Source organism: Janthinobacterium sp. PSPC3-1 (assembly GCF_049896105.1).
In the GTDB taxonomy this organism is placed as follows: domain Bacteria; phylum Pseudomonadota; class Gammaproteobacteria; order Burkholderiales; family Burkholderiaceae_D; genus Janthinobacterium.
Genome location: NZ_JAFCTQ010000006.1, coordinates 92,076 through 116,602, shown reverse-complemented (window position 1 = coordinate 116,602; position 24,527 = coordinate 92,076). Strand labels below are relative to the sequence as shown.

The 24,527-nt window shown below is 64.7% G+C and carries 20 protein-coding genes; 2 read left to right on the top strand and 18 right to left on the bottom strand.

The window, feature by feature from the left end:
• Positions 1 to 5 precede the first annotated feature (5 nt).
• From ACP7B7_RS09135 to ACP7B7_RS09085, 11 genes are all read right to left on the bottom strand, one after another.
• Positions 6 to 1,478 (bottom strand): MBOAT family O-acyltransferase, encoded by a 1,473-nt coding sequence (locus tag ACP7B7_RS09135; protein WP_426076470.1) that lies wholly within the window; start codon positions 1,476 to 1,478, stop codon positions 6 to 8.
• A complete protein-coding gene (locus tag ACP7B7_RS09130) occupies positions 1,468 to 2,229 on the bottom strand; it encodes a PEP_CTERM-anchored TLD domain-containing protein (RefSeq protein ID WP_426076469.1) in 762 nt (253 codons plus the stop codon). The genes ACP7B7_RS09135 and ACP7B7_RS09130 overlap by 11 nt, the downstream gene beginning before the upstream one ends.
• 133 nt (positions 2,230 to 2,362) lie before the next feature.
• Positions 2,363 to 3,082: a response regulator gene (locus ACP7B7_RS09125; protein ID WP_426076468.1), complete on the bottom strand. Its 720-nt coding sequence runs from the start codon at positions 3,080 to 3,082 to the stop codon at positions 2,363 to 2,365.
• Between the two features lie 95 nt (positions 3,083 to 3,177).
• On the bottom strand, positions 3,178 to 7,404 hold the full coding sequence (locus tag ACP7B7_RS09120; protein ID WP_426076467.1) for a two-component regulator propeller domain-containing protein: 4,227 nt from the start codon (positions 7,402 to 7,404) through the stop codon (positions 3,178 to 3,180).
• Positions 7,405 to 7,478: 74 nt separating this feature from the next.
• Positions 7,479 to 8,651: a patatin-like phospholipase family protein gene (locus ACP7B7_RS09115; protein ID WP_426076466.1), complete on the bottom strand. Its 1,173-nt coding sequence runs from the start codon at positions 8,649 to 8,651 to the stop codon at positions 7,479 to 7,481.
• Positions 8,652 to 8,694: 43 nt separating this feature from the next.
• Positions 8,695 to 10,470 (bottom strand): gamma-glutamyltransferase, encoded by a 1,776-nt coding sequence (ggt, locus tag ACP7B7_RS09110; protein ID WP_426076465.1) that lies wholly within the window; start codon positions 10,468 to 10,470, stop codon positions 8,695 to 8,697.
• Between the two features lie 62 nt (positions 10,471 to 10,532).
• Positions 10,533 to 11,291 (bottom strand): 3-hydroxyacyl-CoA dehydrogenase, encoded by a 759-nt coding sequence (locus ACP7B7_RS09105; protein WP_308922514.1) that lies wholly within the window; start codon positions 11,289 to 11,291, stop codon positions 10,533 to 10,535.
• A gap of 123 nt (positions 11,292 to 11,414) precedes the next feature.
• Positions 11,415 to 11,756, bottom strand: coding sequence for an SMR family transporter (locus ACP7B7_RS09100; protein ID WP_426076464.1), 342 nt, complete (start codon positions 11,754 to 11,756; stop codon positions 11,415 to 11,417).
• A gap of 22 nt (positions 11,757 to 11,778) precedes the next feature.
• The gene (locus ACP7B7_RS09095) at positions 11,779 to 13,212 is read right to left on the bottom strand and encodes a UbiA family prenyltransferase (protein WP_426076463.1); all 1,434 of its coding nucleotides are present in this window, start codon (positions 13,210 to 13,212) and stop codon (positions 11,779 to 11,781) included.
• Positions 13,209 to 14,459 (bottom strand): hypothetical protein, encoded by a 1,251-nt coding sequence (locus tag ACP7B7_RS09090; RefSeq protein WP_426076462.1) that lies wholly within the window; start codon positions 14,457 to 14,459, stop codon positions 13,209 to 13,211. Before ACP7B7_RS09090 ends, ACP7B7_RS09095 begins: the two co-directional genes overlap by 4 nt.
• Positions 14,460 to 14,570: 111 nt before the next feature.
• The gene (locus ACP7B7_RS09085; RefSeq protein WP_426076461.1) at positions 14,571 to 14,990 is read right to left on the bottom strand and encodes a hypothetical protein; all 420 of its coding nucleotides are present in this window, start codon (positions 14,988 to 14,990) and stop codon (positions 14,571 to 14,573) included.
• A 299-nt stretch (positions 14,991 to 15,289) separates the two neighbouring features.
• Here ACP7B7_RS09085 and ACP7B7_RS09080 point away from each other — a divergent pair, with 299 nt between their 5' ends.
• Both ACP7B7_RS09080 and ACP7B7_RS09075 read left to right on the top strand, forming a co-directional pair.
• Entirely contained in the window at positions 15,290 to 17,353 is a 2,064-nt protein-coding gene (locus ACP7B7_RS09080) for a TonB-dependent receptor domain-containing protein (RefSeq protein WP_426076460.1), read from the top strand.
• A gap of 120 nt (positions 17,354 to 17,473) precedes the next feature.
• A complete protein-coding gene (locus ACP7B7_RS09075; RefSeq protein ID WP_426076459.1) occupies positions 17,474 to 17,758 on the top strand; it encodes a hypothetical protein in 285 nt (94 codons plus the stop codon).
• Between the two features lie 10 nt (positions 17,759 to 17,768).
• On the opposite strand, the gene ACP7B7_RS09070 is transcribed toward ACP7B7_RS09075, so the two are convergent.
• The 7 genes from ACP7B7_RS09070 to ACP7B7_RS09040 form a co-directional block, all read right to left on the bottom strand.
• Complete coding sequence (locus ACP7B7_RS09070; RefSeq protein ID WP_426076458.1) at positions 17,769 to 19,889, bottom strand: sodium-translocating pyrophosphatase; 2,121 nt, start codon at positions 19,887 to 19,889, stop codon at positions 17,769 to 17,771.
• A gap of 160 nt (positions 19,890 to 20,049) precedes the next feature.
• Complete coding sequence (adk, locus tag ACP7B7_RS09065; RefSeq protein WP_308922522.1) at positions 20,050 to 20,706, bottom strand: adenylate kinase; 657 nt, start codon at positions 20,704 to 20,706, stop codon at positions 20,050 to 20,052.
• A gap of 239 nt (positions 20,707 to 20,945) precedes the next feature.
• Positions 20,946 to 21,701, bottom strand: coding sequence for a 3-deoxy-manno-octulosonate cytidylyltransferase (gene kdsB, locus ACP7B7_RS09060; protein ID WP_426076457.1), 756 nt, complete (start codon positions 21,699 to 21,701; stop codon positions 20,946 to 20,948).
• 3 nt (positions 21,702 to 21,704) lie between these two features.
• On the bottom strand, positions 21,705 to 21,881 hold the full coding sequence (locus ACP7B7_RS09055; protein WP_082988760.1) for a Trm112 family protein: 177 nt from the start codon (positions 21,879 to 21,881) through the stop codon (positions 21,705 to 21,707).
• On the bottom strand, positions 21,862 to 22,914 hold the full coding sequence (gene lpxK, locus ACP7B7_RS09050) for a tetraacyldisaccharide 4'-kinase (protein WP_426076456.1): 1,053 nt from the start codon (positions 22,912 to 22,914) through the stop codon (positions 21,862 to 21,864). Before lpxK ends, ACP7B7_RS09055 begins: the two co-directional genes overlap by 20 nt.
• A gap of 118 nt (positions 22,915 to 23,032) precedes the next feature.
• On the bottom strand, positions 23,033 to 23,476 hold the full coding sequence (locus ACP7B7_RS09045) for an ExbD/TolR family protein (RefSeq protein ID WP_308922525.1): 444 nt from the start codon (positions 23,474 to 23,476) through the stop codon (positions 23,033 to 23,035).
• On the bottom strand, positions 23,473 to 24,075 hold the full coding sequence (locus ACP7B7_RS09040; protein WP_426076455.1) for a MotA/TolQ/ExbB proton channel family protein: 603 nt from the start codon (positions 24,073 to 24,075) through the stop codon (positions 23,473 to 23,475). Before ACP7B7_RS09040 ends, ACP7B7_RS09045 begins: the two co-directional genes overlap by 4 nt.
• Positions 24,076 to 24,527: the final 452 nt, after the last annotated feature.

Here is a 24,527-nt window from a genome sequence, read left to right as displayed (position 1 = left end):
CCAGATCAGAAATTAAAGTACAGGAATTCGGATACGCCGCGCGTCTCGCTGATCGACAGTAACAGCATGCACAGCAACAGCATGGCGCCCAGCAACAAGCTGCCGCGCCGGCCTTCCAGCCGGCGCTCCTGCTCCAGGCGCAAGCCGCGGCCCAGCAGCTGGTAGGCATTCGGCAGGCAAAATGCCGTCACCGCACACGCCGCCAGCCAGGCCAGGCAGGATGACAGTTGCATGATGCGGTTGATGCCCAGCACGGCGCCTGCCATGTCCTCGGTGAGGGTGCCGCCCGCCATCGCCCTGAGCACGTCGACGGCGACGGCGACCGAACTGGCGCGAAAGAAAACCCAGGCCAGCACCACCGCCAGGAAAGTCGCCGCCGCACCGGCCAGCCTGAGCGCCAGGTTGCTGCGTTGCCCCAGCACATGGCGCAGTGCATGGTTGACGATCAGGTAGGCGCCATGCAGCATGCCCCACACGACAAAGGTCCAGTTCGCGCCATGCCACAAGCCGCCCAGCAACATGGTCAGGAACAGGTTGCGGTAGCGCTGGAAAGCGCCGTGGCGGTTGCCGCCCAGCGCGATATACAAATAGTCGCGCAGGAAGCTCGACAGCGTGATGTGCCAGCGGCGCCAGAAGTCGATGATCGAGGTGGCTTTGTAGGGCGAATTGAAATTGATCGGCAAGATAATGCCAAACATGTAGGACAAGCCATAGGCCATGTCGGAATAGGCCGAAAAATCGAAATACAGCTGGAAGGTGTAGGCCAGCGCCCCGGCCCAGGCTTCGAGCATGCTCAAGTGCTGGTGATGCTGGTCGAACACGGGGCCGACAAAGCGCGCCACGCCATCGGCAAGGATGACCTTCTTGAACAGGCCGATGGTAAAGAAAGCCAGCCCCACCACCAGCCGGCCACGGTGAAACACATGCGAGGCCGGCTGCGAAAACTGCGGCATCATCTCCTTGTGATGCAGGATGGGACCGGCGATCAGGTGCGGAAAATAGGTGACGAACAGGCCATAGCTTTCCGGCTGATAATCCTTGACCTTGCCGGCGTGGCAGTCGACCAGGTAGGCAATCTGGGTAAAGGTGAAAAACGATATGCCGATAGGCAGGACGACGCCCAGCGGCGCGATGGACGCGCCCGTCACGGCCGCCACATTGCCGAGCAAAAAATCGGCATATTTGAAAAATACCAGCAGCGACAGATTGAAGACCAGGCCGGCCACCAGCCAGCCCTTGGCCGCTTTCAGGCGGCCCTGTCCATGGCGCAGCGAAATGCTGCGGCCGACGGCAAAGTTGGCGCAGATCGACAAGGCCAGCAGCGGCAGGAAGGCGATATCCCAATAACAATAAAAAGCGACCGAGGAAAACAGCAGGAAAATGATCGACATCCGCAGTGAATAGCGGGAAAGAACAAAGTATCCAAGCAGGGCCAGCGGCAGGAAAACCAGGAAAAACGCAAAAGAATTAAATAGCACTGAACGTTCCTGGCGAGGATGGATCGGCAAGCGCGCCGCGCTTGCGCGCATGCAGGCCACCCAGCAGGACCAGTCCCGCCAGCAGCATGCCGAAGGTCGCCGGTTCCGGCACCGCGCTGATGCTGTACACCTGCAGCGCGCCGAAGGTCAGGGCCGACGCATTGGCCGAACCGTCCACCAGGCTCAGGCCCGACGACGGCTGGCCGGCAGGGCTGTATGTATACAGGTAAGAATAGCCGCCGGAGGTCAGGTCGCGCGGCACATACAGGTCATGGCCGATGCCGAAGGTCGGACCGAAATCGCTGTCGTTGTAGGTCTGGCCGCTGCCGGTGCTGTCGCCGCTGAAATACTGCTTGAGCTGCGGCAGCATCAGCCCGGACGTCAGGTTGAACAGGAATGCCGTGCGCTCGCTGTCGGCCATGGTGACGTGCAGGCCCGCGCTGGCATTCCAGCTCTGCGGGTTGTAGCCGCCGACCAGCCAGGTCTGGCCCGCTGTGTTGCTGGCTTCCATCACCGAAAATGTGCGTCCCTTGCCATCGGCCGCCGCGTGGAAGTCGAGCGAGGTATCGCCCGCCGCCTTGGTGTAGATGGGCGTGAGCGCCAGCGGGCCTTCGCCCAGCCACGATGACAGCTGCGCCGTATCCTGCTGAGACAACAGGGACGGCGTGGCCGCAGCCTGCGCGCCCGCGCAAAACACCAGGCTGGCCAAGGCCGGCAGCCACCTGTTGATGGTCGTGAAATGATTTTGCATACCTGGCTCACCCATGTCTGTTCTATATACCGATGTATTATAGGGTTGCCAAACAAAACATGCTTGATAATATTTTCATATGCCTTTGCGCAAGGTTTTCAGGCCTTGCCGGCGAGGCTGGCCAACAACATCGTCAGGCGATATCGGCATGCCGGCGCAGCCGCCGCGCCTGGTGCACCGTGCTGCGCGCCAGGGTGGCGAGCGCCTGCCGCAGCGCCGCGTCATCGAGCGCCGGCGCCTGCAGCACGGCGGCCAGGCCGTCGGCCGCGCCATACAGGCCCAGGGTAGTGCAGCCCAGGTGCAGGCGTTCGACCTGCTGGCGCGCCTGGGCCGGCTCGCCGCGCGCCTGCAGCGCTTCGATATGGCTGGCGCTGGCGGCGGCCTGCTCCTGGAAGCCGGCCAGGTAGGCCAGCAGGCGTTCGGCATCGACGCCCAGCCGTTGCAGAGTCAGGCCCGGCGCTTCGGCCGGCGGCGCATCAGCGTCGGTGGCGGCGAGGCAGGCATCGAGATGCTCGCGCACCTGTTCCTGCTGGAACGGCTTGACGATATAGCCGGCGGCGCCGGCCCGCACCGCGTCGCGCACGGTGTCCTGGTCGTTGGCCGACGACACCAGCACCAGCGGCATGGCGTCGAGCGCGCCGTCGGCGCGCACTTTTTGCAGCAGCTCCATGCCGGACAGGCGCGGCATGCGCAGGTCGCAGAAACACAGGGCCGGGCGCAGCCCGCCTTCGAGCTGCTCCCAGGCGGCGGCGCCGTCCTCCGCTTCCACGATATCGTGCACGCCGCAACTGTCGATCAGGTGCATCAGCACCATGCGCGAGACCACATCATCATCGACCACCAGTACTTTCATTGCCGCCTCCCTCACTGGCGCCTGCAGCGCGCCTGGACCTTATTCTACCGAACTTCGCCGCCGGCGCCGCACCAATTGTCTTTTATATACCGGCCTCACCTTGCGCCGATGTCGGCCAGCAAGGCGTGCAGGCGCGGCAGCTCCAGCGCCACGCGCGCCCAGTGTCCGCCATCGGCCGCCTCCTCCAGTTCCGTGCACAGCAGGTGCAGGGCGGCTTCGTCGAGATAGGCGGCGCTGCCCTTGAAGCCATGCAGCAGGCGCCCGGCGCCATCGCTGTCGCGCGCGGCCATGGCCGCATCGAGTTCGGCCAGCCGGCCGGCCAGGTCCAGCGCAAAGGCGCTGCGCAGGCGGCGCTGCAAGTCCTCGCCACGCGCGCCCTGTCCCGCCGCCAGGCCGGCGGCGGCCGGCGCCACGCCGAACAGCGCATCGAGTTCGGCCTGGCCGCGCGCCAGCATGCGGGGCCGCTCGGACGGCAGGCACGGCAGCAGATGGCCGCGCGCCAGCTGGCGCTCGATCGCGCGCCCCAGCAGGCAATGCAGCGCCGTCTCGTCGATCGGCTTGCTGAGGAAGTCGTCCATGCCGGCGCCCAGGTAGCGGCTGCGGTCTTCCTCGCTGGCGTTGGCCGTCAGTGCGACGATCATCACCTGCTGGTCGCAGACCGGCTGGTCCGGCAGGCCGCCGGCGCGGATCAGGCGCGTGGCCGTGGCGCCGTCCATCTCGGGCATGCGCCCGTCCATCAGCACCAGGTCGTAGCGCGTCTGGGTGCAGGCGGCCACCGCCAGCGCGCCGTTGGCGACCACGTCGACCCGGTGCCCGAGGTCTTCCAGCATCACGCGGATGATGATCTGGTTGGTCGGGAAATCCTCGGCGCACAGCACGCGCAGCTGGTGGCTGTGCGGCGCCAGCGCCACCTGCGGCGCCAGCGGCGGCGCCACGCCGTCGGCCAGCGGCACGGTAAACATGAAGGTGCTGCCCTGCCCCGGTGCGCTGGCCACGGCGATCTCGCCGCCCATCAGCTCGACCAGCTGGCGGCAGATCGCCAGACCCAGCCCTGTGCCGCCATAGCGGCGCGTGGTGCTGGCGTCGGCCTGCTCGAATTTCTGGAACAGGCGCTCCATCGCATCGGCCTCGATGCCGATGCCGCTGTCGCTGACGGTAAAGCGGATCAGGTTGACCTGGCCCGTGCCATGGCCGGCCGGCGCCGGCGCCAGGCCGGCCCGCTCGACGCGCACGCGCACGCCGCCGCGCTGGGTGAACTTGAAGGCGTTGCCGACCAGGTTGACCAGCACCTGGCGCAGGCGCGTCGGGTCGCCCACCACGAAGTCGGGCAGATCTGGCGCCAGGTCGATGGCAAAGCCGATGCTGCGCGCGGCCGCCTGCTCCTCGAACAGGCTGACCACGTTTTCGATGGCCGCGCCGAGCGCGAAGTCGATGTTTTCCGTGGACAGCTTGCCCGCTTCGATCTTGGAGAAATCGAGCAGGTCGTTGATGATCGCCAGCAGCGACTGGGCATTGGCCTGGCCGCGCAGGATCTGTTCGCGCGTCGCCGCATGCAGCTGGCTGTCGCGCAGGGCAAAGCCCAGCATGCCGATCACGCCGGCCAGCGGGGTGCGCATCTCGTGGCTCATGTTGGCCAGGAATTCCGATTTCTGGCGCGTCGCGTCTTCCGCCTTGCGCTTGGCCAGGCGCAGGCTTTCCTCGTTCTGCGTCAGGCTGGCATTGGCCAGCGCCAGCTCGTCGGCCTGGGCCCGCACCTCGATTTCCTTGCCTTGCAGTTCGCGGTTTTTTTGCGATACTTCGGCCGTGCGCGCGCTGACCAGTTTTTCCAGCCTGGCCTGCTGGCGCCGCACCGTGCGCATGCGCTGGCGGTAGGCGCCGTAGATGGCGCCCAGCAGCAGCGCCAGGGCCAGGCTGCGGAACCACCAGGTCTTCCACATCGGCGGCAGGATGGTGATCGCCAGGGTGGTGCCGGCCTCGTTCCAGATGCCGTCCTTGTTGGCCGCCTTGACGCGGAACACGTATTCGCCCGGATCGAGATTGGTGTAGGTGGCAAAGCGCCGGCCGGCGTCCGTCATGACCCAGTCCTGGTCGAAGCCTTCGAGCCGGTAGGCGAACATATTGCGCTGCGGCGCGGCGAAATGCAGGGCCGCGAACTCCAGCGAAAACACGCTGTCGCGGCTGGTCAGGGTCAGGCTGCGCGCATGGTTGATGGCCGTGCGCAGCAGGTGGGCAAACTCGCCGCGCCCCACCGCCACCGGCTTGTTGAAGACCTGCAGCTCGGTGATGGCCACCAGCGGCGGCACGCGGTTGTCGTGGATCTCGGCCGGCACGAAGGCCGTCATGCCGTTGAAGCCGCCGAAGTACATGGTGCCGTCATCGGCGCGCAGCGCGGCGCCGTCGAAGTACGACCCCTCGGCGGTGCCGTCGGCGCTGTCGTAATTGCGGAACTGCCCGCTGCGCATGTCGAGCCGGGTGATGCCGCTGTTGGTGCTCAGCCACAGCTGGTCGCGGTCGTCGCCGAGGATGCTGGCGATCGCATCGTCGGCCATGCCGTCCTTGCGCAGGAAGCGGCGAAAGCGGATGTCGCCCTGCTGGTCGACATCCATGCGGTTCAGGCCATTGGCCGTGCCCACCCACAGCACGCCGCGCTTGTCTTCATGCAGGTAATGCACTTCGTCGTGGCTGAGGCTGGACGCGTCCTTCGCATCGTGGCGGTAATGGCGGAAGGTGCCGCTGGCGCGGTCGAACAGGTCCAGGCCGTGGAAGGTGCCTATCCACAGCCGGCCCTGGCGGTCTTCCAGCACCGGGCGCACGGTATTGTCGGACAGGCTGTCCGGGTTGGCCGGATCGTGGCGGTAGGTGGTGAACTTGCCGCTGGCGGGATCGAAACGGTGCACGCCGCCGCGCGTCGAAACCCACAGCATGCCGCTGCGCTCGCCCGCCACGTTGCGGATGGTGTCGCTGTTCGGATCGCCGACGCCGAAGCGGGTGGTACTGAAACGCCGGGTGGCCAGGTCGAAACGGTGCAGGCCCGAACTGCCCCCCACCCACAGCGCGCCATCGCCGCGCGCATACAGGGACGTGACCTGCTCGTCGCGCGACACGCCGGGCGTGGACTGGAAATCGAACAGCTCGGTGGCGCCATCGCGCGTGTCATACAGCTTCAGGCCACGGCTGGTGGCCAGCCACAGCTTGCCGCCGCCGGCATCGGCCACCGCGCGCACTTTTTTATCGGCCAGCGCGGCCATGTCGTCGGGCGCACGCACCATGCGCGAAAAGCCGCCGCTGCCCAGGTCGACCCGGCTCACGCCGTTGTACCAGGTGCCCACCCACAAGGTGCCGGCGCGGTCGCGGAACAGGGAGGCAAGCTGGTTGTCGGCCACGCTGACCTTGTCGCCCGTCTGGTGGCGGAACTGCAAGAAAGTGTCGCTCTTGCGCTGCCAGCGCAGCAGGCCGTCGGCATTGCTGCCCAGCCAGACGGTGCCCTCGACGTCCTGGTACAGGCTCGCCACGCGCAGGGCCGAAAATCCCTGCTGCGGTCCCAGGCGCTGGCGCAGGACGGGCGGCTGGCCCTTGGCGCCCAGGCGCCAGCGCTCGGCGCCGGCGCGCGTGCCGATCCACAGGTTCTGCTCGCGGTCGACCATCAGCGCATGGATCAAATTGTATTTCGAGGCCGGCGAAGGATCGATCATGAAGTGCTCGAAGCGCGCGCTGCCCGCCCGGTCCGCCTGGCCGGGCGCCAGCATGTCGAGTCCCGTCACCGTGCCGATCCACAGGCGGCCTTCGGCGTCGAGCGCCAGGCTCTTGATTTCGTTGTCGACCAGGCTCTCGGGATTGTCCGCTTGATGGTGCCAGCTGCGGAAGGCGCCGCTGGCGCGGTCGAAATGCTGCAGGCCGTCGGCGGTGGCGATCCAGAAGCCCTGCGCGCCATCGTCGAGGATGGCATTGATATGCCGGCTGCCGTTGCCGCGCTTGCCCTTGCCCTGGGCGCGGTAATGGATGAAAGTCTGGCTGGCCGAATCGAAACGGTCCAGGCCATTGTCGGTGCCGACCCATAGCTGGCCGTCGCGGTCGACATGCAGCACGCCAACCCAGTTGTCGGTCAGGCTGGTGGCGTCGCCTTCGATATTCTTGTAGACCACCACCCGGTAGCCGTCGAAGCGGCTCAGGCCCGACTGGCTGCCGAACCACATGAAACCTTGCGCATCCTGGGCGATCGCCAGCACCGATTCCTGCGCCAGGCCGTGTTCGACGCTGAGCTGGTCGAAGCGCAAGGTGCGCGCCGGCGCCGCCTGCGCCCAGGCGCCCACCAGCAGGCTCAAACACCACGCCACAGCCCATACCCGTCGAAATACCAGCACGATCGTCCAGTCAAAAAAAACGCGCCACTTGCGCGTCAGGCGGCGAAAAACGCCAGTACATCGTCTTTGCGGGCCTGCGTGTCGCGCTGTCCAAGACGAATCAGCTCGTTAGTATACGTCGATTCGAACAATAAATACGACGCCAGCGCCGCGCCCCTGGCTTCGGCCGCGCCGATGCCGGACAACATGGTGCGTATCGGCCGCGGCAAGCTGCCGATATGGCGGCTGGCGATGGCGTCGAGGCGCTCGGACGGCGCGATCACCAATAGCTCCACCGGCCGCAAGGCTGTCTTGCCCAGCAATTCCGGCGGCAGCATCGACAAGGTGAGGTTGATGCGGTTCAGGCGTTCGATGTCGACCGCCAGGCCGTCAAGGAAGATCGACGACAGCGCATGGCCGGCGATCTGCGCCAGGCTCGGGTAGCGCGCCGATTCGGCCTTGCTGGGCGCCGGCTCCGTCATGCGCCCGGCGCCCACCACCAGCACCTTGTTCGCGCCCAGGTGGATGGCCGGTGAAATCGGCGCCAGCTGGCGCATCGACCCGTCGCCGCAATACTCGCGCTGGCCGCCGATAAACAAGGGCACGGCGGGAAAGATGAAGGGAATCGCGGCCGAGGCCAGCAGGTGCTCGACGCCGATCTGCTCCTGCAGCGCCAGGCGCTGGGTGCGCACCCACGGCGCGATCTCGGCGCCGGTCTGGTAGAACGTCATGTGCCGGCTGCCCGAATACGACGAGGCGGTGACGGCCAGCGCATGCAGGCGGCCGTCGGCCAGCGCCGCGTCCAGGCGCGGCAGGTCGAGCATGCGGTGCAGCAGGCTGACCAGGGGAGTATTGTCGAGCAGCGAGGTCGGTGGCGAAGCGTGCCATTGGCGCAACAGCCAGCCGAACGACAGCAGGGACAGCCAGCGCGCGCCCGAGCGGATCACGCCCAGCGAATCGGCGCGGTAGACCTGCTCGACCTCGATATGCTGCCACACGTCGAGCAGCTTTTGCACGCCCTCGCCGAAATGGTCGGCGCGGCAGGCCAGCGCGGTGGCGTTGATGGCGCCGGCCGAGGTGCCGCAGATGATGTCGAAGGGATTGCGCTCGGGCGCCCAGCCCGCTTCCAGCAGGATCGCCGAAATCGATTGCAGCACCCCCACCTGGTAGGCGGCGCGCGCCCCGCCGCCGCTCAGTATCAAGCCTGTTTTATTGTTTTCCATTCCCATGCCGGCAGATTAGCAGGGTCAAGATGCTTTGTGGAATTTTATCTCAGTCGCCCCGGACCATGCCTTCGCGTCGCGGATCCGCACCGCCGAACCAGAAATCCTGGCCGTGCGCGTGCAGGCGCATGATGCCCTGCAGCCCGGAATTCTGTTCGCTCACGCGCACCTCGTGGCCCATCGCGCGCAGCGCATCGACCTGGGCGGCCGGAATCCGGCCCTGTTCCAGCTCGGTCGGGCCATTGCGGCTGCCGAAGTTCGGCAGGCTGATCGCCTGCTGCACGTTCAGGCCCCAGTCCATGGTGGCGACCAGTACCTTGGCCACGTAATTGATGATGGACGAGCCGCCCGGCGAGCCGGTGGCCAGCACCAGTTTCCGCGTGCCTTTTTCAAACACCAGGGTGGGCGACATGGCGCTGCGCGGACGCTTGCCCGCTTCGACCCGGTTGGCGATGGGGCCGTTCGCATCGCGCGAGTCGAACGAGAAGTCGGTCAATTGATTATTCAGCAGGAAACCGTCGACCATCTGGCGCGCGCCAAACGCGTCTTCCACGCTGGTGGTCATCGACAGGCCGCCGCCGAACGCATCGACCGCCACCAGGTGCGAGGTGGACGGGCGCTGCAAGGCGTTGTCCAGGCCCCACGCCACCTGCATGCCCGGCGGCGTGCCGGCCACGGCGCGGCCCATCGACCGCTCGCCGATCAGCGCGGCGCGCTGCGCCAGATAGCCTTTGTCGAGCATCGCGGCGATGCCGGCGCCCGGCAGCGGAACGAAGTCGGTATCGGCCACATAGCGGTTGCGGTCGGCATACGCCAGGCGCCCCGCCTCGGCAAACAGATGGATGGCGCGCGCGTCGGGCACGCCGTCGACGGGGGGATACGCGCCGATCTCTTTCGTTTCCAGCATGCCCAGCATCTGCGCGATCGCGATGCCTCCCGACGACGGCGGCGGCATGCCGCAGACGGTCCAGGCCTTGTAGTCGCTGCACACCGGCTCGCGCACCCTGGCGCGGTAGCCGGCGATATCTTGTGCCGTCAGCTTGCCCGGATTGCCAGGGTGCGAGGCCACCTTGGCGGCGATATCGCGCGCGATGCGGCCGTTATAAAAGGCGTCGGCGCCGCCACGGGCGATCTCGCGCAGGGTAAGCGCCAAGGCAGGGTTTTTGAGCACATGGCCGACCGGCCAGGGCTGGCCGTTTTTATCGTAGAAATAGGCGGCGGCGACCGGGTCGCGTTTCAGGGCCTGGTCCCATTTCAGCAGGCCGTTGAGGCGCTGGCTGACCGGGAAGCCGCCCTGCGACAGCTGGATGGCCGGGCCGAACAGGGTGGCCCAGGCCAGCTTGCCGTGTTCCTTGTGCGCCAGTTCCAGCATGCGCAGCACGCCGGGCGCGCCCACGGAACGCCCGCCGACCACGCCGGTGGCGCGCGACACGGGGCTGCCGTCGGGATTCTGGAACAGGGTGTCGTCGGCGGCGGCCGGCGCCGTTTCACGCCCGTCAAACGCCTGCACCTGCTTGCCGTCGGCGTACAGCAGAAAGGCGCCGCCGCCGATGCCCGACGATTGCGGCTCGACCAGGGTCAGCACCAGCTGGGTGGCGATGGCCGCGTCGATCGCGCTGCCGCCCTGCTTGAGCATGCGGTAGCCGGCGTCGGCCGCCAGCGGATTGGCGGCCGCCACCATGAACTTCTGCGCCGCCCAGCCCGGCTTTTCCGCATACGCGGTGGCGATCTCGGGCGCCTTTGGCGGCACTTCGGCAACAGCAGGGCCGGCGCACAAGGCCCCCAACAATACAAAAGGCAGGACCAGCGGCTTGAAACTGTTCATGGAGACTCCGATAACAAACACGGAGGTATCCTACAGCAATAGACCAGCCGGCAAGTTACCGCTTATTTTGGCTGCATGCGAATCGCGCCATCGAGGCGGATCGTTTCGCCATTGAGCATGACGTTTTCGACAATCGCTTTCACCAGCTGCGCGTACTCGCCCGGCTTGCCCAGGCGCGAAGGGAACGGCACCATCTTGCCCAGCGCATCCTGCACTTCGGCCGGCATGCCGAGCAGCATCGGTGTTTCGAAAATGCCGGGCGCCACCGTCATCACGCGGATGCCGCTGCGCGACAGGTCGCGCGCCATCGGCAGGGTCAGGCCCGCCACCGCCGCCTTGGACGAGGCGTACGCGGCCTGGCCGATCTGGCCGTCAAAGGCCGCCACCGAGGCCGTATTGATGATGATGCCGCGCTCGCCTTCCGCCGTGGCGTCCAGCTTGCCCATGGCGTCGGCCGCCAGCCGGCACATATTGAAGGTGCCCACCAGGTTGATATTGACCACCTTCTGGAACAGCGCCAGCGGATGCGGGCCGTCCTTGCCGACGGTTTTCACGGCCGGTGCCACGCCGGCGCAGTTGACCAGACCACGCAGGGTACCGAGCGCGGTCGCCGCCGCCACCACCGCCAGGCCGTCTTCTTCCGAGGTGACGTCGCAGCGCACGAACACACCGTTCAATTCGGCCGCCAGCGCTTGGCCCGCTTCGACCTGCACGTCGGCCAGCACGACCTTGCCGCCGGCAGCGGTCAGCATGCGCGCCGTGGCCGCGCCCAGTCCCGAGGCGCCGCCGGTGATGATGAATACATTGTCCTGAATTTGCATGAAGTCTCCTGATGGGTTTGATGATCGCATCGACCTTTACGTTTACGTAAACGTCATGTCAGCGCCAATTGTAGCCATTTTTTGCGCCGTGACCAGCATTACCGTCGGGCTGGCCAGGAAAAATCAGCGCGACAGCACGAAAGCGCCCGCCGTGATCAAGATGATGCCGGCCATTTTCGGCAGCGTCAGCGCCTCGTTCAGCACCACGCAGCCCAGCACGGTAACGAGGGCCATGGTGATGGCCGTCATGGCCGGATAGGCCAGGCTGATCTGCAGTTTTTCCAGCGCCACCGCATAGCAGATAAAGCCCAGGGCGTAGGCGCCGCCGGCGCCGCCCAGCCAGGCCAGGCGCTGCAGGTCGATGCCGCTGCCATGCTGGCTGGACAGCTTGATCAACAAGGTGGCGGCGGCGCTGGCGACGGCGGCCAGCGCGCACCATAGATATCCTGCGGAAACAGTATTCATGAGTGATCAGTCAGGTGAGTGCTTACAGGCTGGCGCCGACGGCCAGTGCCAGACAGGCGGCGATAATCGCCAGGCTGGTGCGATCCTTGCTGACATACAGCACCGGATCTTCATTGACCTCGCCACGAAACGACAAGGTCCACAGGCGTCCCAGCCAGAATACCAGCAGGGGCACGATGCCCAGCAATAAGTATGGGCGCGCATACAGCACCAGGATATTCTGCGAATTGAAGTACAACATGAAGACCAGCAGCGCGATAAAGCCGCTGTTGATACCCATGATGCCAATCGGAATTTTATCGCTGGTGCTGTAGCTGCGCCCGCGCGTCTTTTGCTTGCCCTGGCGTTCCAGGTTGAACAGTTCGCTGTAGCGCTTGAGCAAGGCCAGGCTGAGGAAAATGAAAAAGGAGAACGCCAGCAGCCAGAACGACGGCTCGATATGGGTCGCCGCGCCGCCGCCGAGGATGCGCAGTGTGTACAGCATGGCCAGGGTGACGATGTCGACCATCAGCAGGCGTTTCAGCAGCATCGAGTAAGCCAGGGTGCTGGCAAAGTAGATCGCCACTACCAGCAGCAACAAGGGATCAAACAGCGCGCACAGCAGCAGCGCGGCCAGCGCCAGCAGCGGGCTGGCCAGCATGGCGACGGATAGCGGCAAGCTGCCGGCGGCGATCGGCCGCAGGCATTTGACGGGATGGCGCCGGTCATCGGGCGCATCGAGGGCGTCATTGAGCAGGTAGGCGCTCGAGGCGCACAGGGAAAAGGCGGCAAACGCCACCAGCGATTGCACCAGGGTATCGAGGTTCAGCGCATGGCCGGCCAGCATCGGCACGAATACCAGCAGATTTTTCAGCCACTGGCGCGGCCGCATGGCCTTGAGCAGGGGCACGGCCCAGCCGCCGCGCGGCGTGCCGGCCGAACGCGTGCGCCAGCCGCTGGCCAGGCGAAATGGCTTGCGCGTGACGGAAAACGCATCGTTGCTGGCATTCCAGACCGCGATATCGACGCTGGCGTTGCCGATATAGTCGAAACCCCTGGCGCCGTAGACGGCCGTCAGTTGCCTGGCCTTGTGGTGCGAAGTGAGGTTGACGCCGCCTTCGGTGGCCAGCACATGGCCGAACAGGCCCAGATGGGCGGCAATCAGGTCGGCGAAACGGCGCTGCGCGCCCGTCGCCAGCACGATCAGCCGGCCTTGCGCCTGCTGCCGCGCCAGGTCGGCCAGCAAGACCCTGTCGTAGGGCAAGGCCTCAGGATCAAGCTCGACAGAGGAAGCCATTTTTTCCTTGAAACCGGCCTTGCCCAGCAACAGCCAGAAAGGCAAGCGCCACGCCTGGAAAAAATACGACTTGATGAAGAGCAGGATCGATTCCCACAGCAGGTCGGAATGAATCAGCGTGCCGTCGAGATCGACCACCAGCGGCACATTGGCGGTCTTGCGCACCCGGTGCTGGCTCATGCCTTGCCTTCCGGCGTGCCTGCCAGGAAGGTGGCCGCGCGCCAGCCGCCGCCACCGGCCGGCAAGCGGACGGCGGCGGCGCCCAGGCGGGCATTCAGCGCACACAGCATCAATGCCATGGCGACCGGAATAAAGGCGTCGAACTGGCGCGACTCGTTGAATTGCCCCACCACCGCCGTCATCACGAACAGACAAGGCAGGATGATGACGCAGCGGCGCAGCAATGCCGGCGCATGGCGCCAGCCGGTGGCGGCCAGCGCATACCACAGCAGCAAGGGGCCCAGGCTGTACAGCAGCACGCGCGGCTCGTCCCGCAGCAAGTGCAGATTGAACATCAGCTTGCCGCCTTCCCAGGCCTGCTGCGCCGGCAGCAGAGAAAACAGCAGCAGGCGCACCAGGCCATACAGGGCCAGTTGCACGGCAAGCAAGCCGGCCAGCGTGCGCCAGGGCATGGTGCCGAGCAACATGACGGCGCTGGCCACGATCAGGAACAGCGTGATCTCATGATTGAAGGTACCGGCCGCCAGCATCAGCAGATAAGGCAGCCATTCGCGCCGCAACAAATGGTAGAGGCAGAAGGCAAACACGAAGATGATGCCGATATCATAAAAGGTGTAGTAATTGAGGGTCGGCGCCCACATGCACAGCGCCAGCGCCTGGCCGACAAAGGCCAGGTCGCTGCGGATGAACAGGCCGGCCAGGCGGCGTACCGCCCACAGCATCAGCACCACGGCCAGCAGCTGCGACCAGAGATAGCTCTGGATGACGCCCAGTTGCGGCATGGCGTATTGCATCAGCTGCGCCGGGAAAATGAACAGCACGCGATGCTGGAACGGCGGCCGGCCCTCATACGCCATGATCTGGTCGATCCGGTACCAGCTTTCCTCGGTGCCGAAGTACGCCAGGAAGCCGAGGAAGGCCGCCGCATACAGGGCGAAGATCAGGTAATCGAGCCAGTCGCTGCCCGGCCCGGGCGGCCGCCTCAGGCGATGCAGGGCCAGCGCGGCAGTCGCGGTAAAGACCAGCCACAACATCAGACCAAAGGCCAGCAGCGTGTGCAGCTTGTCGAGGTAAAAATCGAGGGGATGCCTGCCGGCGTGCGACAGCAAGCGGTTCAGGGCCGGCAGCGAGTGGCCCTGGTAGGCCTGTGCCAGCAGCGCCGCGCCGCCCAGGAAAGACGCGGCCAGCAGCACCGCCACGCACAGGGAGAAAAGCAGGAATTGCCAGCGAAGGCGGTCGAGGTTCATGGAGTATGCCGGGCGGTTGTGTATCGCGAGATTATAAAATTTGCATTTTAATTGTCTCATGATATACACAAACAAACAATAAAATTGCCCGGCGTCGTACTTGAACCTCCTTTAAAAACACTGCAGGAAAGCGCCGTTGCGATGGCAGATGCGGCCATTCGCATCGAGGGTGGCGTTGCCGACGCCGCCGTCGTGGCGCATGCCCGAGGCATCGCGGCAGCCGCCGCTGTCGCAGGAATTGACTGGCAGCGGCATGCTGGGCACCGGCGCGTGCGTGGCTGGCGGCACGGTTTGAGCATGGATCACGGGCGGCGGCATCCGGGTGGCCGGCATGCGGCCGATCACCTGCGGCACGGCGCGCCGCGCCGCTACCGGCGGCGCGGTGGCGCAGGGCTCGACGGCGAGTTTCGTGTTGTCTTGCGGATCGAGACGGCAGACGGGCAGCGGTTCAGCTGGCGCCTGGGCCGCCTGCTGGCCGCCGGCCCAGGCGGCGCTATCGGCGAACAACAACAGTAATAGCGAGGATTTCATACGGTACTCCCGCAAGCGCGCATGCCTGCATTATTGGCCTGGATGGCGGCAGATACCAGCCAAGGTAACGCTTTTTTACGTTTGCCGGCGCGGGCCTGGCTGCTGCCGTACGAAATCGCAGCAGGATAAAATCTGCAACGTCGTTTTTTATTTTTTACATGCACTTTCTTTCTTGCCAGGACGGCATTACAATGTGAACGATTCTTATTCGCATTCATAGAATGCGGCAATATCTCGTCCCTCGATCTCCGAGCCACCCGCAGGCAGCCAGGAATAACCCCCTCCTGGAAAGTTTGCATATGCTCAAGCGCAGTACCGTTTTGCCTTCCGCACGTTCTTCCGCACCTGCTCTCACCCTGCTGCCCTGCCTGCTGTCGCTGGCCGTCGGCAGCGCCTGGGCCGAAGGCGCACCCGCCGCCCTGGAGCCCACCTTGGCCACAGTGGTGGTCACCGCCTCGGGCACGGCCATCGATATCAAGGATGCGCCGGCCAGCATCAGCGTCATCACGCGCGAGGAAATCGAACGCCAGCCGGTGATCGACCTGAACACCCTGCTGCGCCGCATCCCCGGCGTGACGGGCGGCACCAGTCCGGTCGGCGAAGAGTCGAAAATCAAGCTGCGCGGCCTGCCCGACAAATACACCCTGATCCTGGTCGACGGCAAGCGCATGGGCAGTTCGGCCGACACCGCCTACCGCCCCGACCTGGGCCGCCAGGACCTGAACTGGATTTCGCCCGAGATGATCGAGCGCATCGAGGTGGTGCGCGGCCCCATGTCCTCGCTGTACGGTTCGGACGCGATGGGCGGCGTGATCAATATCATCACGCGCAAGGTGCCGGGCAAATGGAACGGTTCGGCCACCGCCAACTACATCGAACCGCAGGACAGCGGCCGCGGCGCGGCGCACCAGCTGGGCCTGAACCTGGCCGGCCCGCTGTCGGACACCATCGGCATGCGCCTGGGCGTGGCGCAGTCGAAACAGAACGCGGACGAAAAAATCATCAGGAACGCGGGCGGCATCGGTGGCGAGCGCAACCAGAGCATCACGGGCCAGCTGAACTGGGCCCTGAACAAGCAACACAGCCTGTCGCTGGACGCCAGTTACGGCCGCCAGGAGGCGAGCGATTCGCCCGCGCTGGATGCCGACGGCGAGCCGCTGTTCTATGCCTGGGGCGCCAGCAAGCTGATACGCAAGAGCATCAGCCTCGGCTATGAAGGCAAGCTGGAGTTCGGCAAGGCGCGGGTCAATCTGTACCACAACGACTACGACAACCAGGTCACCGGCGTGGTTGCAAAATCGAAGGACAGCACGCTCGACGCCACCCTGGAGAAACGCTTGGGCTGGGGTGTCGAGCAGTTGCTGGTAATGGGCGGCCAGTGGAAGCACCAGCAACTGACCAATACCGACACCATCGGCACCATTCCGCTGGACTACCTGGGCAATCCGGTGACGGGCGCTTCCCTGTCGGGCACCACCTCGGCGCTGTTCGCCGAAGACCAGCTGTTCCTGCGTGACGACCTGACGGCCACGGCCGGCCTGCGGCTCGATCACCACAGCAAGTTCGGCAACCACTACAGCCCGCGCCTGTACCTGGTGTACCACCCGCTTCCTGCCTGGACCGTCAAGGGCGGCGTGTCGCAAGGCTTTCGCGCCCCCAGCCTGAAGGAAAACTCGCCGTCGGCCGCCACCAATTCGGGCGGCCGCGGCTGCACCAGCCTGCGTCCGCTGGGCTATGTCAGCGGCACCTGCTATATGGCCGGCAATGCCGACCTGAAACCGGAAACCAGCACCGCCGGCGAGATCGGCGTGGCGTACGACCACAATGGCTGGGATGCCGGGCTGACGTATTTCCACACCGACTTCAAGAACAAGATCGACTATGCGCCACTGGGCAAGTTCCAGGGCATCTGGTGGACCAAAATGACGAATATCCAGAAGGCACGCACCAGCGGTGTCGAAGCCACGCTGACGGCGCCATTGACGAAAAACCTCAGCTGGCGCAACAACCTCACCTACATGGCGGAAGCGAAGAACCTGACCACCGGCGTCAACCTGCTGGCAACGCCGAAAGTGTCGCTGTATTCCGCGCTGGGCTGGCAGGTGAACGACCAGCTGTACGCCGAAGTGTCGGCCCAATACACGGGCAAGGAACTCGATGCGCAAACGCGCGCGTCGACGTCGCGCAAGCCGAACCGGGCCTATACCATCGTCGACACGGTCGTGTCATACAAGCTGACGCCCAACTGGACCATGCGCGGCGGTGTGGAGAATCTGTTCAGGAAAGGTCCTGCCGCGGACGGCCTGGTCGAGTATTACGTGCCCAGCCGGCGCCTGTTCGCGGGTCTGACCTCGCGCTTCTGATCGCCATTGCGCCATGCAGCCTGCCCGACCCGGGCAGGCTGGCGCCAGTTGGGCTTGCAATATTCATGCAGGAACAATAATATTGCATCTGAGAATTACTTACCCTTCTGGAAATACAATATGAATACCATTCATGACTTACCAACCTATTACGGCTGGATACCGTTTCTTCTTTTTGCGGGCGTCTTTTTCCTGATCTACCGGCACAACGCCAGAAAGGCCAGCAAGAATTTTGACTGGTACAAGCGCCAGCACCCGCAATGCGTCAGGGATAGCCGCGTGAAATGCCACAAGTGCGGCAGCGGCCACATGGGTACCGAGCGCCTGATGAACCATTCCTACCTGCGCGGCCATATCTGCCGCCAGTGCGGCACCACGCTGTATTATTCGCGCGAGGGCCGCTGATCCGCCTGTTTTATTGCGCCGGCAGGGCGGGCGGCGTGGCCGGCGTCAGGATAGGCGGCTGGCTGGCCGTCACCGGCGCCGGCGCGCTGACCGCCAGCCAGCCGGTGGCCGGCAGCAGCGGCACCAGCAGCAGCGCCACGATATTGATGATCTTGATCAGGGGATTGACGGCAGGGCCGGCCGTGTCCTTGTAGGGGTCGCCCACCGTGTCGCCCGTCACGGCCGCCTTGTGCGCGTCCGACCCCTTGCCGCCGAAATGGCCGTCCTCGATATATTTCTTGGCATTGTCCCAGGCGCCGCCGCCGGTGGTCATGGAAATGGCCACGAACAGGCCGGTCACAATCGTCCCCATCAGCAGGCCACCGAGCGCCGCCGGTCCCAGCAGCATGCCGACCACCACCGGCACCACCACCGGCAGCAAAGAAGGCACGATCATCTCGCGGATCGCCGAGGCCGTCAGCATGTCGACCGCCTTGTCGTATTCGGGCTTGGCCGTGCCTTCCATGATGCCCTTGATGTCGCGGAACTGGCGCCGCACTTCCACCACCACGGCGCCGGCCGCGCGGCCCACCGCTTCCATCGCCATCGCGCCGAATAGGTAGGGAATCAGCCCGCCGATGAACAGCCCCACGATCACCATCGGATTCGACAAATCGAACGTGATGTGCCGGCCCACCGATTCGAGCGCATGCGTGTAGTCGGCAAACAGCACCAGCGCGGCCAGGCCGGCCGAGCCGATGGCATAGCCCTTGGTGACGGCCTTGGTGGTATTGCCCACCGCATCGAGCGGATCGGTAATCGCGCGCACCGAGTCGGGCAGGCCCGACATTTCCGCGATGCCGCCCGCGTTGTCGGTGATGGGGCCGTAGGCGTCGAGCGCGACGATAATGCCGGCCATCGACAGCATGGCCGTGGCCGCAATGGCGATGCCATACAGCCCGCCCAGCTGGTACGACACCAGAATGGCCACGCAGACGGCCAGCACCGGATACGCGGTCGACTTCATCGACACACCCAGGCCGGCGATGATATTGGTGCCGTGGCCGGTGGTCGACGCTTCGGCGATATGGCGCACCGGCTTGAAATCGGTGCCCGTGTAGTATTCGGTGATATACACCATCAGCCCGGTCAGCACGATGCCGACCACGGCGGAGCCCATCATCTTGTAGCGCATGGCGTCGCTTGGCCACAGCAGCCAGGTGACCACCGCAAAGCCCACCAGCGACAGGCCGGCCGCCCACCACAGGCCCGTGTACAGCGCCGACATGATTTTTTCCCCGGGCGCCGTTTTCACCATCGAGCAGCCGACGATCGACGCCAGGATCGACACCGCGCCCAGCAGCAGCGGATAGACGATGGCGGTGCTGGAGGCATCCCCAAGCAACAGGGCGCCGAGCAGCATGGTGGCGATCAGGGTCACCACATAGGTTTCGAACAGGTCGGCCGCCATGCCGGCGCAGTCGCCCACATTGTCGCCCACGTTATCGGCAATCACGGCCGGGTTGCGCGGGTCGTCTTCGGGGATGCCCGCCTCGACCTTGCCGACCAGGTCCGCGCCCACGTCGGCGCCCTTGGTAAAGATGCCGCCGCCCAGGCGCGCGAAGATGGAAATGAGCGAGGCGCCGAAGGCCAGGCCGATCAGCGGCTTGATCAGGTCATGCTGCGACAGGCCGGCCGCGCCGGTCGACGCCAGCAGCCAGTAGAACAGGGTCACGCCCAGGAGGCCCAGGCCGACCACCAGCATGCCGGTGATGGCGCCCCCCTTGAAGGCCACGTTCAGCGCCTGGTTGATGCCCAGGGTGGCCGCCTGCGCCGTGCGCACATTGGCGCGCACCGACACGTTCATGCCGATAAAGCCGCAGGCGCCCGACAGCACGGCGCCGATCAAAAAACCCAGCGCCGTGTGCACGCCCAGCAAGGCATAGATGGCGATCAGGAGCACCACGCCCACCAACGCGATGGTGCGGTACTGGCGCGCCAGGTAGGCGGCCGCGCCCTGCTGGATGGCCAGCGCGATTTCCTGCATGCGCGCGTTGCCCGGGTCCTGGCGCAGGATCCAGCTGCGCGAGAGCAAACCGTAAATGACTGCGACCACGCCGCAGGCCACCGCAAACCACAGACTGGCTGCCATATCGTCTCCTTCTGTTTTTATACGACGTTATTGCCTACAGCTGCGGGCGAGACCCGCAGCCAGGAAAACACGAGCTGCAAAAAAACACTGCTGAAACGGGATGGCAGCCATTGAAGCCAGATGAAAAAAGCGGACACTCGTGTCCGCTTTTTGTGCTGCCTTATTCCGCCAGGGCGGCAAATGCGCTGTCGCGGATCTGCTCGACCGGGCCGACGCCGGCGATGCGGCGGTATTTCGGTGCGCCCGGCAGGCCGGACTGCGCCCACTCGTTGTAATAGCCGAGCAGGACCTTGGTCTGGTTGTGGTACACGTCCAGGCGTTTTTTCACCGTTTCGGCCTTGTCGTCGTCGCGCTGTATCAGCGCTTCGCCGGTGACGTCATCGACGCCGTCGACCTTCGGCGGATTGAACTTGATGTGGTAGACGCGGCCCGAACCCGGGTGGCTGCGGCGGCCATCCATGCGCTCGATGATGGACTCGTCCGGCACGTCGATTTCCAGCACGTAGTCGACATTGATGCCGGCGTCTTTCATGGCGTCCGCTTGCGCGATGGTGCGCGGGAAGCCGTCGAACAGATAGCCATTGGCGCAATCGGCGTCCTGCAGGCGGTTCTTGACCAGGCCGATCATGATGTCGTCCGACACCAGGCCGCCCGCATCCATGACTTTTTTCGCAGCCAGGCCCAGTTCGGTGCCGGCCTTGATCGCCGCGCGCAGCATGTCGCCCGTGGAGATTTGCGGAATATTGTATTTTTCTTTGATGAAGTTAGCTTGGGTGCCCTTGCCGGCACCGGGTGCTCCTAACAGTATGAGACGCATTGAAGTTCCTAAAAAACAGATTTTGGATGGGTATGTGTAATTATTTTTAGATGGTGCAGTCTTGACTATCTTTCCCTACGAAACTTACCACAAAAAATCGCCGGAACGCCAGTTTGGTGTCGATTTGGCATGGGCCGATTGATCAAAGCCAGCAATTATGAAAGCTGGCGTTTGAAAATGTGGTATTTGTCGCAAACGCACAAATTATATTTGCGCGCCGACCGTTTTGCGGGTAATGCTTACGTAGTCTGGTAGTGCGCCCGCACCCGCGCCAGGTCTTGCGGCGTATCGACCCCGGCCGCCGGCGCAGTGTCCGTCACATGGACGGCAATCGCATGGCCGTGCCACAGCACGCGCAGTTGCTCCAGCGCTTCGATCTGTTCCAGCGGCGACGCTTCCAGCGTGGGATATTCCTGCAAAAAGGCATTGCTGTAGGCGTACAGGCCGATATGGCGCAGCGGCACGTAGCCTGGCGGTACGCTGTCACGCGACTGCGCAAAGCCGTCGCGGTGCCATGGGATCGTCGCACGCGAAAAGTACAGCGCGCGGCCGTGCCTGTCGAGCACCACCTTCACCACGTTCGGGTTGAAAGCGTCCGCCATGTCATGCAGCGGATGGGCGCAGGTGGCCATCGGCACCGTGGCGCCGATGCGCGCGGCGCAGGCGGCCAGCAGGGATGGATCGATCAGCGGTTCGTCGCCCTGCAGATTGACCACCACGGCATCCATCGGCAACGCCAGCGCGCGCGCCACTTCGGCGATGCGGTCGGTGCCCGACGGATGGTCGGCCCGCGTCATGCACGCCTCCACCCCATGCGCGGCACAGGCGTCGCGGATGTCCTCATGGTCGGTGGCGACGATCACGCGCGAGGCGCCCGACAGCAGCGCCTGCTCGGCCACGCGCACCACCATCGGTTTGCCGCCCAGGTCGGCCAGCGGCTTGTCGGGCAGGCGCGTCGACGCCAGGCGGGCCGGAATGATGACGATGAACGACATCGCTTATTCCACGGCGTCTTGCAGGGTGCGCGCTTCGTCGGCCCACATGATGGGGATGCCGTCACGAATCGGATAGGCAAGGCGGTCAGGGCGGCAGATCAGTTCCTGCGCCTTTTTATCGTGTTCAAGCGGGCCCTTGCAAACAGGGCAGACCAGGATATCAAGCAGTCGAGCGTCCACGACATTTCTCCACAATTTGTTGGGCCAGCGCGCCGTCTATGTGGGCGCTGACCGGGACGACCCACAGTCTCGGGTCATCTTTGAGATATTCAATTTGCGCACATTTTACTGCATCCTTCTCGGTGATCAAGATCACATCCGTGTCGAGCGCGGCAAAGGGCTGGTCGAGGAAATCATGATGGTCGGGCAAGGGCAGCTCGTCGAAGCGCAATCCCGCGCCGCGCAGCATGCTGAAAAAGCGCTGCGGATTGCCGATGCCGGCGGCCGCCACGATGCGCTGGCCATGCACCGCCAGCTGTTCCAGCGGCACTTGTTCGCGACGGTCGGCCAGCCGTTCGGCCACGCCGCCGGCCAGGCGCATTTGCACCACCAGGCCCTTGCCGGGCGCGACGCTGGCCACCAGTGCCGGCGCCAGCTCGGCCGCGTTGATCACCGTCACGTCGCGGCGCCGGCGCGGCGGTTCGCGCAAGGGACCGGCCGGCAGCAGCCAGCCATTGCCCACGCCACGGCCGTCGAACAGCACGATTTCCACGTCGCGTTTCAGGGCGTAATGCTGCAGGCCGTCGTCGGTGACCAGCACATCGACCTCGGGATGCGCCGCCAGCAGCGCCCGGCCCGCCTGCGCGCGGTCGCGGCCCACCATCACCGGGCAGCCGCCGCGCTGGAAGATCAGCAGCGGCTCGTCGCCCACCTGCTGCGGCGTCGAGCTGGCGCCAACGGCGCGCGGCGTGCGGTCGGCGCTGCCATGGCCGCGCGAAATCACGCCCGGCCGCATGCCGGCCGCGCGCAAGGCCTGCACCAGCCAGATCGTCAGCGGCGTCTTGCCGGTGCCGCCGATAAAGATATTGCCGACCACGACGACTGGCACCGGCAGGCGCTGCGATTTCAGGAGATTGGCGCGGTACAGGCCGCGCCGCACGGCACTCAAGGCGCCGAACAGCAGCGACACGGGCCACAGGGCGCAGGCCAGCGGGCCGCGCTTGAGCCAGGCGCGGGTGAGTGTGGTTTCGAGCTGGGGGGAGGATGTGGGCATGAAGAAAAGCGTGAAAGTGGTGTAGGTCGGATTAGCTGTGCCGCCAGGCGCAGCGTAATCCGACATGTGCAGCCAACGGTGGTGTCGGGTTACGCCGTGCCGGCTAACCCGACCTGCGTTATTTGGTTCCGCCAGCCTGGGCCGCAAAGGTCAGCTTTTCATAGCCGGCCAGGCGCGCCGCTTCCATCACGTGGATTACCATCTGGTGCATGGCAAGCTGGTCGGCGTTCACCACCACCACCGGCGTCTGCGCGGGCGGCTTGCCGCCGTTGGCGGCCTTGGCGGCATCCTGCAGCGCGTCGGCCAGACCGGCCACGTCGCGGAACGACACGGGCTGCAGGTTGACCGTGTAATTGCCCTTGGCGTCGATGGTGACGTCGATCTGCTGCGGCTTGTCCTTGGCCTGCTCGGCGTTGGCCGTGGGCAAGGTGATCTGCAGTTCCGTGAACTTGCTGTAGGTGGTGCTGACCATCAGGAAGATCAGGATCACCAGCAGCACGTCGATAAAGGGGATCAGATTGATTTCGGGGTCTTCCCTCCCCTTGCCTTTACGAAAGTTCATTGGCGGCCAGTGTGGACGAGGTCGACGAACTTGACCGCTTGCTGCTCCATGTCGATGACAAAGCTGTCGACCAGGGCGCGGAAGTGGCGATAGAAGATCAAGGCCGGCATGGCGATCGCCAGACCGAATGCGGTGTTATACAGGGCGACGGAAATACCGTGCGACAGCGCCGAGTTCGAGGCGGTGGCGCCCGGCGAGGCAAAGATCTCGATCATGCCGATTACCGTGCCGAACAGGCCCATCAGCGGCGCCAGGGTGGCAATCGTGCCCAGGGTGGTGAGGAAGCGTTCCAGCGTGTGGGCCACGCCGCTGCCGGCTTCCTCGATCGATTCCTTCATCACCTCGCGCGGCGCGTCGACATTGCGCAGCGCGGCGGCCAGCACCACGCCCAGCGGCGAATTGGCTTCCAGCTTGGCGATCGTGTCGGGGGTAATCTTGCCGCTGCGATACACCTGCACCACTTCATCGAACAGCTTGCGCGGCAGGATGCGCGGACGGCGCAGGTACAGCAATCGCTCGATGATCAGGGCCAGCGCGACGATGGAAGCGATCAACAACAGCCAGATGGGCCAGCCGGCGGCTTGGAAAATAGCGAGCAAAGGAACTCCCGGAATAATGAAAAGGTGAAACGCCTACGACGAATGGCGCAATGTAGCGCGTTGGAGCGCCGGCGGCAAGTGGTGCTCGCCGCATCCCCGCCAGCGGCGTGGGCGGCACGGCGCCGAACAATTGCTCGGGTTTTGCACCGTTTGTGTGGATAAGATTGTGTGCAAGCCAGCCCAATCAAATGCAAGCTGTTGATTTTATTGAATATTTATATCCTGCGCAAAATACAGGCATAGCAGCTATTCACAGGGAGTCAATATGAAACAAGCAATGAAATAAAAGTTCTGCACATTTACTGTGGACAAGATTGTGCGCAAAGCCCGCAATTACCATCAAGCCATTGATTTCAAAGGAAAAGTTTTCCATGCACAAAAATGTGGCAATCCATAGTGCCGCAGGACAATTCACCAGCCATAAGTTCTGCACACAATCTGTGGACAAGATT

Coding starts and splice junctions, on each gene's coding strand:
- ACP7B7_RS09070 (WP_426076458.1), bottom strand. CDS start 19,889: ATGGCAGCCAGTCTGTGGTTTGCGGTGGCCTGCGGCGTGGTCGCAGTC.
- ACP7B7_RS09130 (WP_426076469.1), bottom strand. CDS start 2,229: ATGCAAAATCATTTCACGACCATCAACAGGTGGCTGCCGGCCTTGGCC.
- ACP7B7_RS09115 (WP_426076466.1), bottom strand. CDS start 8,651: ATGGGAATGGAAAACAATAAAACAGGCTTGATACTGAGCGGCGGCGGG.
- ACP7B7_RS09105 (WP_308922514.1), bottom strand. CDS start 11,291: ATGCAAATTCAGGACAATGTATTCATCATCACCGGCGGCGCCTCGGGA.
- adk (WP_308922522.1), bottom strand. CDS start 20,706: ATGCGTCTCATACTGTTAGGAGCACCCGGTGCCGGCAAGGGCACCCAA.
- ggt (WP_426076465.1), bottom strand. CDS start 10,470: ATGAACAGTTTCAAGCCGCTGGTCCTGCCTTTTGTATTGTTGGGGGCC.
- ACP7B7_RS09125 (WP_426076468.1), bottom strand. CDS start 3,082: ATGAAAGTACTGGTGGTCGATGATGATGTGGTCTCGCGCATGGTGCTG.
- kdsB (WP_426076457.1), bottom strand. CDS start 21,701: ATGTCGTTCATCGTCATCATTCCGGCCCGCCTGGCGTCGACGCGCCTG.
- ACP7B7_RS09090 (WP_426076462.1), bottom strand. CDS start 14,459: ATGAACCTCGACCGCCTTCGCTGGCAATTCCTGCTTTTCTCCCTGTGC.
- ACP7B7_RS09085 (WP_426076461.1), bottom strand. CDS start 14,990: ATGAAATCCTCGCTATTACTGTTGTTGTTCGCCGATAGCGCCGCCTGG.
- ACP7B7_RS09080 (WP_426076460.1), top strand. CDS start 15,290: ATGCTCAAGCGCAGTACCGTTTTGCCTTCCGCACGTTCTTCCGCACCT.
- lpxK (WP_426076456.1), bottom strand. CDS start 22,914: ATGCCCACATCCTCCCCCCAGCTCGAAACCACACTCACCCGCGCCTGG.
- ACP7B7_RS09045 (WP_308922525.1), bottom strand. CDS start 23,476: ATGAACTTTCGTAAAGGCAAGGGGAGGGAAGACCCCGAAATCAATCTG.
- ACP7B7_RS09075 (WP_426076459.1), top strand. CDS start 17,474: ATGAATACCATTCATGACTTACCAACCTATTACGGCTGGATACCGTTT.
- ACP7B7_RS09100 (WP_426076464.1), bottom strand. CDS start 11,756: ATGAATACTGTTTCCGCAGGATATCTATGGTGCGCGCTGGCCGCCGTC.
- ACP7B7_RS09095 (WP_426076463.1), bottom strand. CDS start 13,212: ATGAGCCAGCACCGGGTGCGCAAGACCGCCAATGTGCCGCTGGTGGTC.